Annotated in this window: 15 protein-coding genes; 12 read left to right on the plus strand and 3 right to left on the minus strand. The window is 63.0% G+C overall.

Annotated elements, in window-relative coordinates; genetic code table 11:
* The 6 genes from A0O30_RS26815 to A0O30_RS26840 all read left to right on the plus strand — a co-directional run bounded on the left by A0O30_RS26815 (position 1) and on the right by A0O30_RS26840 (position 5,193).
* Positions 1-606 carry a sarcosine oxidase gene (locus tag A0O30_RS26815; protein ID WP_105948716.1) on the plus strand — a complete coding sequence of 202 codons (606 nt, stop codon included), beginning with the start codon at positions 1-3 and terminating at the stop codon, positions 604-606.
* A 118-nt stretch (positions 607-724) separates the two neighbouring features.
* Positions 725-1,147, plus strand: a complete 423-nt coding sequence (locus tag A0O30_RS26820; RefSeq protein WP_105948717.1) for a nuclear transport factor 2 family protein — start codon at positions 725-727, stop codon at positions 1,145-1,147.
* Positions 1,144-1,896: an SDR family oxidoreductase gene (locus A0O30_RS26825; protein ID WP_105948718.1), complete on the plus strand. Its 753-nt coding sequence runs from the start codon at positions 1,144-1,146 to the stop codon at positions 1,894-1,896. The genes A0O30_RS26820 and A0O30_RS26825 overlap by 4 nt, the downstream gene beginning before the upstream one ends.
* Positions 1,897-1,899: 3 nt before the next feature.
* A complete protein-coding gene (locus tag A0O30_RS26830; RefSeq protein WP_105948719.1) occupies positions 1,900-3,147 on the plus strand; it encodes an NAD(P)/FAD-dependent oxidoreductase in 1,248 nt (415 codons plus the stop codon).
* Positions 3,144-3,956 (plus strand): DUF1365 domain-containing protein, encoded by an 813-nt coding sequence (locus A0O30_RS26835; protein ID WP_105948720.1) that lies wholly within the window; start codon positions 3,144-3,146, stop codon positions 3,954-3,956. The genes A0O30_RS26830 and A0O30_RS26835 overlap by 4 nt, the downstream gene beginning before the upstream one ends.
* Positions 3,931-5,193: a cyclopropane-fatty-acyl-phospholipid synthase family protein gene (locus A0O30_RS26840; RefSeq protein ID WP_105948721.1), complete on the plus strand. Its 1,263-nt coding sequence runs from the start codon at positions 3,931-3,933 to the stop codon at positions 5,191-5,193. Before A0O30_RS26835 ends, A0O30_RS26840 begins: the two co-directional genes overlap by 26 nt.
* 7 nt (positions 5,194-5,200) lie before the next feature.
* Here the strand turns inward: A0O30_RS26840 and A0O30_RS26845 are convergent, their stop codons facing one another.
* A complete protein-coding gene (locus tag A0O30_RS26845) occupies positions 5,201-6,085 on the minus strand; it encodes a LysR family transcriptional regulator (RefSeq protein ID WP_105948722.1) in 885 nt (294 codons plus the stop codon).
* Between the two features lie 146 nt (positions 6,086-6,231).
* Here A0O30_RS26845 and A0O30_RS26850 point away from each other — a divergent pair, with 146 nt between their 5' ends.
* Entirely contained in the window at positions 6,232-7,251 is a 1,020-nt protein-coding gene (locus A0O30_RS26850) for an alpha/beta hydrolase (protein ID WP_105948723.1), read from the plus strand.
* A gap of 40 nt (positions 7,252-7,291) precedes the next feature.
* Here the strand turns inward: A0O30_RS26850 and A0O30_RS26855 are convergent, their stop codons facing one another.
* Positions 7,292-7,678: a hypothetical protein gene (locus A0O30_RS26855; protein WP_232888342.1), complete on the minus strand. Its 387-nt coding sequence runs from the start codon at positions 7,676-7,678 to the stop codon at positions 7,292-7,294.
* 253 nt (positions 7,679-7,931) lie between these two features.
* On the opposite strand from A0O30_RS26855, the gene A0O30_RS26860 reads away from it, so the two are divergent.
* Positions 7,932-8,654: a pirin family protein gene (locus A0O30_RS26860; protein ID WP_105948724.1), complete on the plus strand. Its 723-nt coding sequence runs from the start codon at positions 7,932-7,934 to the stop codon at positions 8,652-8,654.
* 52 nt (positions 8,655-8,706) lie between these two features.
* Here the strand turns inward: A0O30_RS26860 and A0O30_RS26865 are convergent, their stop codons facing one another.
* Entirely contained in the window at positions 8,707-9,000 is a 294-nt protein-coding gene (locus A0O30_RS26865; RefSeq protein WP_105948725.1) for a DUF1330 domain-containing protein, read from the minus strand.
* 78 nt (positions 9,001-9,078) lie between these two features.
* On the opposite strand from A0O30_RS26865, the gene ribBA reads away from it, so the two are divergent.
* The 4 genes from ribBA (at position 9,079) to A0O30_RS26885 (ending at position 13,219) form a co-directional block, all read left to right on the plus strand.
* Positions 9,079-10,200 carry a bifunctional 3,4-dihydroxy-2-butanone-4-phosphate synthase/GTP cyclohydrolase II gene (ribBA, locus tag A0O30_RS26870; protein ID WP_105948726.1) on the plus strand — a complete coding sequence of 374 codons (1,122 nt, stop codon included), beginning with the start codon at positions 9,079-9,081 and terminating at the stop codon, positions 10,198-10,200.
* Between the two features lie 263 nt (positions 10,201-10,463).
* Entirely contained in the window at positions 10,464-11,489 is a 1,026-nt protein-coding gene (locus tag A0O30_RS26875; RefSeq protein ID WP_060497215.1) for an ABC transporter substrate-binding protein, read from the plus strand.
* A complete protein-coding gene (locus A0O30_RS26880) occupies positions 11,486-12,403 on the plus strand; it encodes an ABC transporter permease (protein WP_105948727.1) in 918 nt (305 codons plus the stop codon). The genes A0O30_RS26875 and A0O30_RS26880 overlap by 4 nt, the downstream gene beginning before the upstream one ends.
* Positions 12,404-12,409: 6 nt before the next feature.
* The gene (locus A0O30_RS26885; RefSeq protein WP_105948728.1) at positions 12,410-13,219 is read left to right on the plus strand and encodes an ABC transporter permease; all 810 of its coding nucleotides are present in this window, start codon (positions 12,410-12,412) and stop codon (positions 13,217-13,219) included.
* Positions 13,220-13,224: the final 5 nt, after the last annotated feature.

The following is a 13,224-nucleotide window of genomic DNA, read 5'->3' on the forward strand; positions in this document are numbered from 1 at the left end:
ATGACCAGTTTGCAAGCCAAAGCGTTTATCCCTCGCAGCCCGCGGGCCGAGCTGTTGCACGCCTGCGCGTTGACCGACCTGACCGAGGTGGCGCGGGTCGGCTTTCGCGGCGTCGACAGCGCCGCCTACCTGCAGCAACGTGGCTACCGGTTGCCGCAGCAGCCGAACCAGGCCGTGCGCCAGGACGACGGCGGCTGGGTAGCGCGGTTGTCGCACACCGAATACCTGCTGCTGGGCAGCCTGGCTGACGAAGGCACGCGGGTGGCCGCCACAGAGGCCGAGTGGACGCAGGATGCCCAGCGTAACTACCTGCTGCCGCGCCAGGACAGCCATGCCTGGTTGCAGCTGTCGGGGGCGCATGGCAGCGCGGTAATGGCCAAGTTGTGCGGAGTCGACCTGCGTTTGCAGGCATTTCCCATCGGTGCCGTGGCGCAAACCTCTGCGGCGCGGATCAATGTGATCGTGGTGAATGTGGGGAGTGATGAGCAGCCGGCCTTGCAGTTGCTGTTCGATCGGGCGTCGTTGGCGTATTTCCGTGAGGCGGTGCTGGATGCGATGGATGAGTTCGATGGCGGGCTGATCGAGTTGGGCGCATTACCGGGTTGATAGCAGTCTGAACCTGTAGCCACCCGAAAAACTGTACAAAACATTTCTTTTGTATAGCTTTATACAGTGACCTGCACTATACCTTGTACAACAGTTTAGTTTTGTACAGGTATTGTGCATGTCCACCTACCTCCAGTACTTCGCCGAACGCTTTGCCACGCTCGATTCGCATAACCTCGACCTGCTGAACGACCTGTACAGCGAGGATGTCGCGTTCCGCGACCCACTGCACCAGCTCACAGGTCTTCGCGCACTGCGGGCCTATTTCGCCCAGTTGTACGCGAAGGTGCCTGACGTGCATTACCGGTTCGAAGGCACCGACGAACTGGCGCCGGGCCATGGCTACATCCGCTGGACCTTGCACTACCGCCACCCGCAACTCGCCCGCGGGCAACTGATCAGCCTGCAGGGTTGCAGCCACCTGCGCTGGCAGGAGCGGGTGCATTTTCACCAGGATTACTTCGATGCCGGCGCCCTGCTTTACGAGCATGTGCCCGTCATGGGCAGCGTGATTCGCTGGCTCAAAGGCAGGCTGGCATGAGCCGTTGCTGGCTGACCGGCGCCAGCAGCGGCATCGGCGCAGCCATGGCGTTGCAATTGCTGGAGCAAGGCCACCAGGTGGCGTTGGGGGCACGCCGGGCGGACAAGCTGGCCGCACTGGCCGCACAGTTTCCGGGCCAGGTATTGCTGACGGTGGGCGATGTCGACCAGCCAGGGGATGTGGCGCAGATGGCCGGGCAGATCGAGCAGGCCTGGGGCGCACTGGACCAGGTCATTCTCAATGCCGGCACCTGCGAATACCTGGAACCGGGGCACTTCGACCCGGCGCTGGTCGAGCGGGTAATGCGCACCAACCTGACCGGTACCAGCCTTTGCCTGGCCGCCGCCCTGCCCTTGCTGCGCCGTGGCCGGCAGCCGCACCTGGTGGTCATGGGCAGCTCGGTCAGCTGGCTGGCCTTGCCACGCGCAGGGGCCTATGGCGCGTCCAAGGCAGCCTTGCGCTACCTGGTCGAATCCCTGCGCATCGACCTGGCTGCCGAAGGCATCGACGTCACCCTGGTCAGCCCCGGTTTCGTCGACACGCCCCTGACACGCCGCAATGATTTCCCCATGCCCCAACTGTGGCGCGTCGAACGCGCCGCCGACCACATCATCACGCGCCTGCCGCGTCGCCCACTGGAGATTGCCTTCCCTGCCACCTTCACCCTGGTGCTGCGGTTGCTCGGCGCATTGCCGGCACGCCTGCGCCTCAGGCTGGGCCGCCATCTGGCGCGTCCCTCACAGGGCTGACCCATGCGCATCGCGATCATCGGCACCGGCATTGCCGGCCTCACCTGCGCCCACCTGCTGTCACGCCGAAACGAGGTCACGGTGTTCGAGGCAGCGCAGCGGGTTGGCGGGCATACCCATACCGTGGATGTGCAATGGCAGGGCCAACACTATGCCGTCGATACCGGCTTCATCGTGTTCAACGACTGGACCTACCCGCACTTCATCCGCCTGCTCACGCAACTGGGCGTCGCCTGGCGGCCGACGGAGATGAGTTTTTCGGTGCATGACCCGCGCACGGGGTTCGAGTACAACGGCCACGACCTGGACACCCTGTTCGCCCAACGGCGCAACCTGTTGTCTGCGGGGTTCTGGGGCATGCTGCGCGATGTGCTGCGCTTCAACCGGCAGGCGCCAGCCGACCTGGCTCAGCAGCGCATCGATGGCACCACCACCCTTGGCAACTATCTGCAAGCCCAAGGCTATGGCCGGCGTTTCATCGACCATTACATCGTGCCGATGGGGGCGGCTATCTGGTCGATGTCACCCACCGGCATGCTGGACTTCCCCTTGCAGTTCTTCGTGCGTTTCTGTCAAAACCACGGTTTGCTGTCGGTCAACCATCGCCCGCAATGGCAGGTGATCGAAGGTGGCTCGCGCGCCTACCTCACGCCCCTGTGCAAACCGTTTGCCGAGCGGATTCGCCTGGGCTGCCCGGTACAACAGGTAAAACGTGACGTAAGCGGCGTCACGGTTACCTGGCCAGGCAGCAGCGAACGCTTCGACAAAGTCGTGTTCGCCTGCCACAGCGACCAGGCCCTGGCCCTGCTGGCACCGCCCAGCGAAGCAGAACGCGCCATCCTGGGGGCCATCCGCTACGCCAGCAACGATGTGGTGCTGCACACCGACTCGCGCCTGCTGCCCCAACGGCGTAAAGCATGGGCCAGCTGGAACTACCGCCTGGGCGACAACGCGCAGGCGCCCGCCGCACTGACCTACAACATGAACATCCTCCAGGGCATCCGGGCACCGACCACGTTTTGCGTCAGCCTCAACCAGACGGCACTTGTGGACCCGACACAGGTACTCGCCCGCTTCGACTACGCGCACCCGCAATACAGCCTGGCCGCGCTGGCAGCACAGGCCCGCCAACACGAACTGCAAGGGCCATTGCACAGCTATTACTGCGGCGCTTACTGGGCCAACGGCTTTCACGAAGACGGTGTGCTGAGCGCGCTGAGCGTGGCCCGGCATTTTGGAGAACAGCTGTGAACAGCAGCCTGTGCCAAGGGTGGGTCAGCCACAAGCGCCTGAGCCCAAGGCCGCATGCGTTTCGCTATCGGGTTGGCATGTTCTACCTGGACCTGAACGAACAACAGCAGCTGCTGAGCCTGTGTCGCTGGCTTGGGCGCTCACGGCTGGCGCCCCTGTGCTGGCGCGAAACCGACTACCTGCCAGCGCTGACCCGCCAAGGTAAACCCTTGGCCGAAGCCGCCCGGCAACTGGTCGGCCAAGCCATTGGCCAGGTGCCCGAAGGCGCCGTGCACCTGCTTACCCAACCGCGCTGCTGGGGGTTGTCCTTCAACCCGGTGAGCACCTACTTCTGCCATGACCAACAGGGCCAGCTGATAGCCGTGCTGCTGGAGGTACGCAACACCCCATGGCGTGAACGCTTCCACTATGTGCTGCCGGTTGAGGGTGGCCTGGCGCAACCCTTTTCCGTGGCCAAGGCCTTTCATGTTTCGCCGTTCATGCCGCTGGACATGGAGTACCGCCTGCGCTTCGTCCTCGATGCACAGCGGGTGCGCATCCACATGGAAAACTGGCGCGCCGGGTACAAGGTGTTCGAAGCAGACCTGGCGCTGCTACGCCAGCCGCTGGACCGCGCCGGCTTGCAGCGGCACATCCTCACCTTCCCCTGGATGAGCCTGCGCACCCTCACCGGCATTTACTGGCAGGCACTGCGCCTGCTGCTCAAGCGCACGCCCGTGCACGACCACATTGCCAGCCAGCACGATCTGGCACTCGGCCAACCCACATGCGAGGAGCCCGACCATGCCCGAACCGACCTTGAGCGTTAGCAAATCGACCAGCATTTCCCCACTGCTCGGCAGCCTGGCCAAACATGCAGTGCTCGCACAATTGCGCCAGTTGCGCCATGGCAATTTGCGCCTGATCAGCCAAGGCCAGCAATGGACATTCGGCGACGTCGCCAGCCGGCTGTATGCAGAAGTCGAGGTCGTTGACGAGGCGGCTTGGGGCCTGGTCGCCGGCAATGGCTCGATTGGTGCCGGGGAAGGCTATATCCACGGTTACTGGCGCAGCCCGGACCTTGCCGCAGTCACCCGGCTGTTCGTGGCCAATCTGGATGTGCTGGATGCCATGGAGGGCGGCCTGGCACGCCTGGCGCGTCCGGCTCTGCGCCTGCTGCACCGCCTGAACCGCAACAGCCGGCGCGGCGCACGGCGCAATATCCTGGCGCACTACGACCTGGGCAACGACCTGTTCGAGCGCCTGCTCGACCCCACCATGATGTACTCTGCCGCGCAATTCGACAGCCCGGCGCAAACGCTGGAACAAGCCCAGACCAACAAGCTGCAGCGCATTTGCCAAAAGCTTGAACTCAAGCCCGAGGACCACTTGCTGGAAATCGGCAGCGGTTGGGGCAGCCTGGCCATCCACGCCGCCCGGCAGCATGGCTGCCGGGTCACCACCACCACCCTCTCGGCGGCGCAGCACGCCCACACCCTGCAGCGGGTAAAGGCCCTGGGCCTGGAGCAGCGCATCACCGTGCTGCACGAAGACTACCGCGACCTGCGCGGGCGTTTCGACAAGCTGGTGTCGATCGAGATGATCGAAGCCGTCGGCCACCGCTACCTGCCCACGTACTTTCGCCAGTGCGCTTCGCTGCTCAAGGACGACGGGCTGATGCTGGTGCAGGCCATTACCATCCGCGACCAGCGCTACGCCCAGGCCAGGCGTTCAGTGGATTTCATCCAGCGCTACATTTTCCCCGGCGGCGCCTTGCCCTCGCTGAGCGTGCTGCTGGATACCGCCAGCCGCCAGACCGCCCTGAACCTGGTGCACCTGGAAGACTTTGGCCAGGACTATGCGCGCACCCTGCGCCACTGGCGCGACAACCTGCGGTCGGCGCGTGCGGAGCTGATGGCGCTGGGGTATGACGATACCTTCCAGCGCTTGTGGGAGTTCTACCTGTGCTATTGCCAGGGCGGTTTCGAGGAGCGGACCATCGGCGTGGCCCAATTGCTCTGGGCCGCACCGCAGGCGCGTCGGGCACCGCTGCTGGACCGGTGCTGACGCAAGCCTACAGTTGCACCAGCCGCTCACGCAGAAAATCGACAAACCCCTTTACCGGCCGGGCCACCTGACGGTGTTGCGGATACACCGCCGATAGCTGCAATGCCGGTGGCGTCCAGTCTTCCAGCACACTCAACAGCCGCCCGGCCGCCAACGCCTGCCCCACGATGAAGGTCGGCAGATACGTCACCCCCATCCCGGCGATGGCTGCATCCCGAAGCAACTCACCGTTGTTCGCACGCATCCGCCCGGCCACCTGAATCGCCTGCGCTTTGCCGCCCTGGCGAAACTGCCACTGCACCTGACGCGAATGCCCATAAGGCAGGCAGTCGTGCCCTGCCAGTTCATCCGGTGCTGTCGGCACGCCCCGCGCTTGCAGGTAATCCGGGCTCGCACAGTACACCCGCTCGACACTGGCAATGCGCCGCGCAATCAGGCTGGAATCCTCCAGCGCGCCAATGCGCAGAGCCAGGTCGTAACCCTCGCCGATCAGGTCGACGGCCCGGTCACTCAGGTCTACCTCCACATCCACCTGAGGGTGCAATTGCAGGAACTCGGTCAGCAGGCAGCCCAGGTGAGCCATGGCGAACGACAGCGGCGCGCTCAGGCGCAAGGTGCCACGCAACGCCTGGGCCTGGCCGCTGATGTCGTGCTCCACCTGCTGCACTTCACTCAGCAGGCGCAGGGCCGACTGGTAGTAGTGCTGGCCCAGCGGCGTGGCGTCCAACCGCCGGGTAGAGCGGTTCAGCAGGCGCACGCCAAGACGCTCTTCAAGCTGCATCAGGCGCCGGCTGACCGATTGCTTGGACATCCCCAGGCGGTCGGCGGCGGCGGTGAAGCTACCGGCTTCCATGACCTGGGCAAAGATCCGCATGTCTTCGTAAGGGTTCATTGTCTCGCTCTTGGTGACAGTCAAACGCTTTATAGCGGCTTTTTCTCATCAGTGCATCTCCCTAATCTACGCACAGGTCGCAGCGATGGCCCAGCAGGCCAGGCAAGACGCCCATTACCAACACTTGCATAGAAAAGGATTCGCTCATGAACATTGTCCACAAAGCCCTCACCGCTTCGCTTCTGGCCCTGTCCGTCTCCAGCGCCTTTGCCGCTGGCAGCCCAGGTGTCGAGCAACACACCCAGGCCTTCCTCCAGGCCCTGGAACAAGGCGGCGGCAAGCCACTGGAGCAACTCAGCCCGAAAGACGCCCGCGCAGTGCTCACCGGCGCCCAGGCTTCGGTGAAAGTCGACCTCTCCGGTATCGAGGTAAAAGAGCGCACCATCCAGGCCAACGGCGAGTCGATCAAGCTGCAAGTGGTACGCCCGGCCAACGTCAAGGGCGACCTGCCGGTGTTCATGTTCTTCCACGGTGGCGGCTGGGTACTCGGTGACTTCCCGACCCACCAGCGACTGATCCGCGACCTGGTGGTCGGCTCCGGCGCGGTGGCGGTTTATGTGGACTACACCCCCTCGCCAGAGGCGCACTACCCGACGGCGATCAACCAGGCCTATGCCGCCACCCGCTGGGTGGCTGAGCATGGCAAGGAAATCGGCGTTGACGGCAAACGCCTGGCCGTAGCCGGCAACAGCGTGGGCGGCAACATGGCTGCGGTGGTAGCACTCAAGGCCAAAGAGGCCGGCACCCCTGCCCTGCGCTTCCAGCTGCTGCTGTGGCCGGTGACCGATGCCAGCTTCGAGACGGCATCGTACAAACAGTTTGCCGAAGGGCACTTCCTGACCACCGGGATGATGAAATGGTTCTGGGACAACTACACCACCGATGCCAACGCCCGGGCACAAATCTACGCTTCGCCGCTGCGGGCCAGCAGTGAACAGCTGAAGGGGTTGCCGCCAGCGCTGGTGCAGACCGCCGAATTCGATGTGCTGCGCGATGAGGGTGAAGCGTATGCCCGCAAGCTGAATGCGGCCGGCGTGACCGTGACTTCGGTGCGCTACAACGGGATGATTCATGACTATGGGCTGTTGAACCCGTTGAGCCAGGTGCCGGCGGTGAAGGCGGCGATGAGGCAAGCGGGCACCGAACTTAAAGTGCATCTGCAGTGAGTCGATAAGCAAAAGACCCGCCTAGGCGGGTCTTTTGCTTCTATTGCGGAAATGGCCCGCAGGCTTCAATGAATCTGCCATCGGTGCGGCTATCGATGGCACCGTCCGCCCCGATGTAAATATCGATCCTGGGCCACTTGGGTTTGGCCCGAATGCAGTGCCACTTTCCACGGTTGTTCCAATCGAGCTGCATGAAAAATTGGTCGTTCGGGAAGATGTGACCGGGGCCGCCGGTGGTTTCGCCTGGGTATATCTCACCTTTTGAAATGTCATCTTGAACATTCAAGATATATCCAAGACGCCCCTGGCCCTTGTCAGAAAAATGAAAACTTACCCAGGGTGTAGCGACATACCAAAAGACGATTGGGGCAAGCATTATCGCGACCACCCAGCGCCAGAAATGCCGTTCCTGGTGACTAGCAGACATAGTCACACAATCTCCTGAGACCTTAAAACCCAGAAGCTAGCATTAAAATGCCCCCCTCAAACCGCACACCGTTCAGTCGAGACCAATCCTACAACCGCTGAAAAAAAGACCGTAAGAGTCGTCCTACAATTGTCACTAAAAACAATACAGTAATACTTGTTCTAGCTAATTTTTATATCGCAATAGTGACAGTAAGATCCTCCCATCAACAGCACGGCAGCCCTCCCGGCCCCGGCTTTCAAGGAGAATCACCATGCTCACCCTACGCAACGCCCAAGACCGTGGCCTGGCCTTCCATGGCTGGTTGAAGTCCTTCCACACCTTCTCGTTCGGCCATTACCGCAACCCGGACGAGCAAGGTTTCTCCGACCTGCTGGTGATCAACGACGACCGCGTCATCGCTGGCAAGGGCTTTGGCCAACACCCTCACCGCGACATGGAAATTTTCAGCTACGTGCTGGAAGGCGCGTTGGAGCACAAGGACACGCTGGGTACCGGCTCGGTGATACGCCCGGGCGATGTGCAACTGATGAGCGCAGGCCACGGCGTGGCCCATAGCGAGTTCAACCACAGCCAGGCGCAGCCGGTGCACTTTCTGCAGATCTGGATCGTGCCGAACGTGCAAGGCGCAACACCGCGTTACCAGCAACAGCATTTCAGCGCCGAGGAAAAGCGCGGCAAGCTACGCCTGATCATCTCGCCGGACGGTGCCGAGGGGTCGTTGCAGGTCAGGCAGAATGCGCGGGTGTATGCCGGTTTGTTCGACGGTGACGAACGCGCCACGCTGACCTTGCCGGAAAACCGCCATGCCTATGTGCATGTGGCCCGGGGTAGCATCGAGCTCAATGGGCAACTGCTGAATGAAGGGGATGGCGTGCGGGTCAGGCAGGAACAAATGCTGGAACTGGGTAATGGGGTGGATGCCGAGGTGCTGGTGTTTGACCTGAGGCCGCATGAACTGCCAGGTATGCCATAAACAGGACCGGCCCTTTCGCGGGTAAACCCGCGAAAGGGCCATCAGCCCAAACTCAGGGTTCAAACCCTTCGACAATGATCACCTCTGCCTTCGCCACGCCCTGGCGATGGCTGCAGGCCTCCTGATACAGCTCAGACCGGTAGCACGCCACTGCCTGCTCGTACGAATCGAACTCGATCACCACGCTACGCTGAGGGGTAGGCCGCCCTTCCATCGCCTCGCTGCGCCCGCCACGGGCCAGGAAGCGGCCGCCGAACGCCTTGAAGGCAGCCGGGGCGCGCTGAGTGTACTGCTGGTATTGCTCGGGGTCGGTCACGTCAACATGGGCGATCCAATAGGCCTTCATGCGCTGCTCTCCTGTTACGGCGATATTTGTGTATGATGGTATACCATAAAAATCACCCCACCACAGTGAGCGTGCAACATGGCTTTCAACACCATCGAGGAACTTCTCGAGGACTACCGGCAAGGCAAGATGGTCCTGCTGGTGGATGACGAGGACCGGGAAAACGAAGGCGACCTGCTGATCGCCGCCGAGCGTTGCGACGCCCAGGCCATCAACTTCATGGCCCGTGAAGCACGTGGCCTGATCTGCCTGACCCTGACCGACGAACACTGCCAGCGCTTGGGCCTGGAGCAGATGGTGCCGGCCAATGGCAGCGTGTTCAGCACAGCGTTTACCGTGTCGATCGAAGCGGCCACTGGCGTCACTACCGGCATTTCCGCCGCCGACCGGGCACGCACCGTGGCCGCGGCCATGGCCCCTGACGCTCGCCCAGAAGACCTGGTGCAACCCGGCCACATTTTCCCCCTGCGCGCCCGCGAAGGCGGCGTGCTGACCCGTGCCGGCCACACCGAAGCCGGCTGCGACCTGGCCCGCCTGGCCGGCTTCAGCCCGGCCTCGGTGATTGTCGAAGTGCTCAACGACGACGGCACCATGGCCCGCCGCCCGGACCTTGAAGTGTTCGCCGCGCAGCATGGCATCAAGATCGGCACCATCGCCGACCTGATCCACTACCGCCTGAGCACCGAGCAGACCATCAAGCGCATCGGTGAACGCGAGCTGCCGACCGTGCATGGCACCTTCCGCCTGGTCACCTATGAAGACCGCATCGAAGGCGGCGTGCACATGGCCATGGTCATGGGTGATATCCGCCGCGAGCAGCCGACCTTGGTGCGGGTGCATGTGATCGACCCGCTGCGCGACCTGGTAGGTGCCGAATACGCCGGGCCAGCCAACTGGACGTTATGGGCGGCCTTGCAGAAGGTGGCCGAGGAAGGGGCTGGCGTAGTGGTGATCCTGGCCAACCATGAATCCTCCCAAGCCCTGCTGGAGCGCGTACCGCAGCTGACCCATCCGGTGCGCCCTTATCAGCGCGGGCAATCGAAGGTGTACTCCGAAGTGGGCACCGGAGCACAGATTCTGCAGGACCTGGGCGTGGGCAAGCTGCGCCATCTGGGGCCTCCGCTGAAGTATGCCGGGCTGGCGGGGTATGAACTGGAGGTGGTGCAGAGCATTCCGTTCGAGCCCGGGATGCTCGGCTGAAAACACATAAGCATCTGATTTGGCGGGGCCCTGCGGGGCCCCGCAGCGTTTCTGAACGGGCGGAGTGATGGCCGGTCGCCTCATACCTCTTGCCAAAAGTTTGGAATACCATAATATGATATCCCGTAGACCTTGAATCTGCAGGCCGGCACCTACAATTACAAACGGCCACCCAGACACTTTGTTTTAGCTGCTCCCCGAACACTGTTGGCGGGCGCATCACAAGCCCCGCCTCGAATAACAAAAGCAACGAGGGCGTAACCATGCTGTTGAGCAAACGTGTAACCGCAGTGCTGTCCGCCAGCCTGCTGACCCTGGCCTGTCAAGCCGCCGTGGCCGCTGACAGCCTGAATTTCGTCAGCTGGGGCGGTACCACCCAGGACGCCCAGAAAGAAGCGTGGGCCGTCCCCTTCACCAAAGCCACCGACATCAAAGTCGTCCAGGACGGCCCCACCGACTACGGCAAGCTCAAGGCCATGGTCGAAAGCGGCAACGTGCAGTGGGACGTGGTCGATGTCGAAGCCGACTTTGCCCTGCGTGCCGCCAGCGAAGGCCTGCTGGAACCCCTCGATTTCAACCAGATCAAACGTGACAAGATCGACCCGCGTTTCGTTTCCGACCACGGCGTTGGCTCGTTCTTCTTCTCCTTCGTGCTGGGCTACAACGAAGGCAAGCTCGGTGCCAACAAGCCTGTGGACTGGACCGCGCTGTTCGACACCAAGACCTACCCCGGCAAACGCGCCCTGTACAAATGGCCGAGCCCTGGCGTGCTGGAACTGGCCCTGCTGGCCGACGGCGTAGCGCCCGACAAGCTGTACCCGCTGGACCTGGACCGCGCCTTCAAGAAACTCGACACCATCAAGAAAGACATCGTCTGGTGGGGCGGCGGCGCCCAGTCGCAACAGCTGCTGGCCTCGGGTGAGGCTTCGCTCGGCCAGTTCTGGAACGGCCGCGTCTACGCCCTGCAGCAAGATGGCGCACCAGTGGGCGTGAGCTGGAAACAGAACCTGGTCATGGCCGACTTCCTGGTCATTCCCAAAGGCGCCAAGAACAAGGACGCGGCCATGAAGTTCCTGGCCAACGCCAGCAGCGCCGAAGGCCAGGCCGAGTTCGCCAACAAGACCGCCTACGCGCCAGTGAACGTCGACAGCGTGGCCAAGCTGAACAAAGACCTCGCACCGAACCTGCCCACTGCCTACGCCCAGGACCAGGTCACCCTGGACTTCGCCTACTGGGCCAAGAACGGCCAGGCCATCGCGGCCCGCTGGAATGAGTGGTTGGTCAAATGAAAGTCGCCATCAACGCCCTGCATAACGCGCAAGGTGCCCCCACGGGCACCGGCGCCTCGGGTACAACACCCCGCCGCGCCAGTCTGAGCCAGCGCTGGAAGGGCAGCCGCAACCTGCTGCCGGCCCTGCTGTTCCTTGGCCTGTTCTTCTTCGCCCCGCTGGTCGGCCTGTTGCTGCGCGGGGTGCTGGAGCCAACGCCGGGGCTGGGCAACTACGAGCAGTTGTTCGCCAACTCGGCCTACGCACGGGTGCTGTTCAACACCTTCTCGGTGGCCGGTGTGGTGACCCTGATCAGCGTGCTGCTGGGCTTTCCGCTGGCCTGGGCGATCACGCTGGTGCCAAAAGGCTGGGGCCGCTGGTTGCTGAACATCGTGCTGCTGTCGATGTGGACCAGCCTGCTGGCACGCACCTACTCGTGGCTGGTGCTGCTGCAAAGTTCGGGGGTGATCAACAAGGCGTTGATGGCCATGGGCATCATCGATGCCCCGCTGGAAATGGTGCACAACCTCACCGGCGTGGTGATCGGCATGAGCTACATCATGATCCCGTTCATCGTGCTGCCGCTGCAGGCGACCATGCACGCCATCGACCCGATGGTGCTGCAGGCCGGTTCCATCTGCGGCGCCAGCCCGTGGACCAACTTCTGGAAGGTGTTTCTGCCGCTGTGCCGTTCGGGGCTTTTCTCCGGGGCGCTGATGGTGTTCGTGATGTCGCTCGGTTACTACGTCACCCCGGCGCTGCTGGGCGGGGCGCAGAACATGATGCTGCCCGAATTCATCATCCAGCAGGTGCAATCGTTCCTCAATTGGGGCCTGGCCAGCGCCGCCGCCGCACTGCTGGTGGTGATCACCCTGGTGCTCTTCTACCTGTACCTGAAGCTGCAGCCGGAATCCCCGGTTGGCAATGCGAGGTAAACCGCCATGCTCCTGTCTCCCAATGCCATGGGCCGCCCGCTGCGCACGGGCCTGTACCTGACCACCGGGGTCATTGCGGCCTTCCTGCTGCTGCCGGTGGTGTTCATCGTGTTGCTGTCGTTCGGCTCGTCCCAGTGGCTGGTGTTCCCGCCACCGGGCTGGACCTTCAAGTGGTACGGCCAGTTCTTCTCCAACCCGGAGTGGATGGACGCCGCGCTGGCCAGCCTCAAGGTGGCCGTGCTCACCACCATTGCCGCCGTGCTGCTGGGCCTGCCCAGCGCATTCGCCCTGGTGCGTGGCCGCTTCCCGGGCCGCGAGCTGCTGTACGGGCTGTTCACCATGCCGATGATCGTGCCACTGGTGATCATCGCCGTGGCGGTGTACGCCCTGTTCCTCAAGCTCGGCTACACCGGCACGCTGTTCGCCTTCGTGGTCAGCCATGTGATCGTTGCCCTGCCCTTCACCATCATCTCGATCATCAACTCGCTGAAGCTGTTCGACCAGTCGATCGAGGATGCCGCGGTGATCTGCGGTGCTTCGCGCCTGCAGGCCATCTTCAAGGTCACCTTCCCGGCCATTCGCCCGGGGATGATCGCTGGCGGCCTGTTCGCCTTCCTGGTGTCGTGGGATGAAGTGGTGCTGAGCGTGATGATGGCCAGCCCCGACCTGCAGACCCTACCGGTGAAGATGTGGACCACCCTGCGCCAGGACCTGAGCCCGGTCATTGCCGTGGCCTCGACGCTGCTGATCGGCCTGTCGCTGTTTGTCATGTTCATTGCCGCCGCCTTGCGCCGGCGCACCGAAACAAACGCCTGAGCGCG

It is taken from the genome of Pseudomonas sp. LLC-1 (assembly GCF_002992185.1).
GTDB classification, from domain to species: domain Bacteria; phylum Pseudomonadota; class Gammaproteobacteria; order Pseudomonadales; family Pseudomonadaceae; genus Aquipseudomonas; species Aquipseudomonas monteilii.

Excerpts from the sequence above, each read along its gene's own strand:
- A0O30_RS26815 (WP_105948716.1), top strand. The coding sequence starts at position 1 with ATGACCAGTTTGCAAGCCAAAGCGTTTATCCCTCGCAGCCCGCGGGCC.
- A0O30_RS26820 (WP_105948717.1), top strand. The coding sequence starts at position 725 with ATGTCCACCTACCTCCAGTACTTCGCCGAACGCTTTGCCACGCTCGAT.
- A0O30_RS26825 (WP_105948718.1), top strand. The coding sequence starts at position 1,144 with ATGAGCCGTTGCTGGCTGACCGGCGCCAGCAGCGGCATCGGCGCAGCC.
- A0O30_RS26830 (WP_105948719.1), top strand. The coding sequence starts at position 1,900 with ATGCGCATCGCGATCATCGGCACCGGCATTGCCGGCCTCACCTGCGCC.
- A0O30_RS26840 (WP_105948721.1), top strand. The coding sequence starts at position 3,931 with ATGCCCGAACCGACCTTGAGCGTTAGCAAATCGACCAGCATTTCCCCA.
- A0O30_RS26845 (WP_105948722.1), bottom strand. The coding sequence starts at position 6,085 with ATGAACCCTTACGAAGACATGCGGATCTTTGCCCAGGTCATGGAAGCC.
- A0O30_RS26850 (WP_105948723.1), top strand. The coding sequence starts at position 6,232 with ATGAACATTGTCCACAAAGCCCTCACCGCTTCGCTTCTGGCCCTGTCC.
- A0O30_RS26855 (WP_232888342.1), bottom strand. The coding sequence starts at position 7,678 with ATGTCTGCTAGTCACCAGGAACGGCATTTCTGGCGCTGGGTGGTCGCG.
- A0O30_RS26860 (WP_105948724.1), top strand. The coding sequence starts at position 7,932 with ATGCTCACCCTACGCAACGCCCAAGACCGTGGCCTGGCCTTCCATGGC.
- A0O30_RS26865 (WP_105948725.1), bottom strand. The coding sequence starts at position 9,000 with ATGAAGGCCTATTGGATCGCCCATGTTGACGTGACCGACCCCGAGCAA.
- ribBA (WP_105948726.1), top strand. The coding sequence starts at position 9,079 with ATGGCTTTCAACACCATCGAGGAACTTCTCGAGGACTACCGGCAAGGC.
- A0O30_RS26875 (WP_060497215.1), top strand. The coding sequence starts at position 10,464 with ATGCTGTTGAGCAAACGTGTAACCGCAGTGCTGTCCGCCAGCCTGCTG.
- A0O30_RS26880 (WP_105948727.1), top strand. The coding sequence starts at position 11,486 with ATGAAAGTCGCCATCAACGCCCTGCATAACGCGCAAGGTGCCCCCACG.
- A0O30_RS26885 (WP_105948728.1), top strand. The coding sequence starts at position 12,410 with ATGCTCCTGTCTCCCAATGCCATGGGCCGCCCGCTGCGCACGGGCCTG.